Source organism: Halofilum ochraceum (assembly GCF_001614315.2).
Classification (GTDB): Bacteria; Pseudomonadota; Gammaproteobacteria; order XJ16; family Halofilaceae; genus Halofilum; species Halofilum ochraceum.
Genome location: NZ_LVEG02000015.1, coordinates 1 through 717 on the forward strand (window position 1 = coordinate 1; position 717 = coordinate 717).

General features: G+C 68.3%; 1 protein-coding gene. It reads right to left on the bottom strand.

The features are described 5' to 3' along the window. On the bottom strand, positions 1 to 717 hold a 717-nt coding region (locus A0W70_RS12870; RefSeq protein WP_075109877.1), incomplete at both ends, for an adenosylhomocysteinase.

Genomic DNA, 717 nt, shown 5'->3' on the forward strand with positions numbered 1-717 from the left:
TGTCGGCGACCTCGTCCATCTCCACCACGCGGTAGCCTTCCATCGAGGCCTGCAGCGCGCAGATCGGGTCGATCTCGGTGACCCACACCGTGGCCCCCATGCCTCTCAGCGCCTGGGCGCAGCCCTTGCCGACGTCACCGTAGCCGAGCACCACGCAGATCTTGCCCGCGATCATCACGTCGGTGGCGCGCTTGATGCCGTCGATCAGCGACTCGCGGCAGCCGTAGAGGTTGTCGAACTTGGACTTGGTGACCGAGTCGTTGACGTTGATCGCCGGGAAGTTGAGCGTGCCCTCGCGCTCGAGCTTGTACAGGCGCGCCACCCCGGTGGTGGTCTCCTCGGTCACCCCGCCGATCGACTCGGCCAGTCCCGTGTACCAGCCCGGCTTCTCCGCGAGGCGCTTCTTGATCGCGGCGAACGCCGCGCGCTCCTCCTCGTTGCCGGGGTTTTCGAGGAAAGACGGGTCCTGCTCGGCCTTCGCGCCCAGCATCACCAGCAGCGTGGCGTCGCCGCCGTCGTCGAGGATGCGGTTGGGGTAGCCGCCGTCGCCCCACTCCATGATGCGGTGGGTGTACTCCCAGTAGTCGTCCAGCGACTCGCCCTTCCAGGCGAACACCGGCACGCCCGTGCGCGCGATCTCCGCCGCCGCGTGGTCCTGGGTGGAGAACACGTTGCATGAGGCCCAGCGCACCTCGGCGCCGAGGGCCGTGAGCGTCT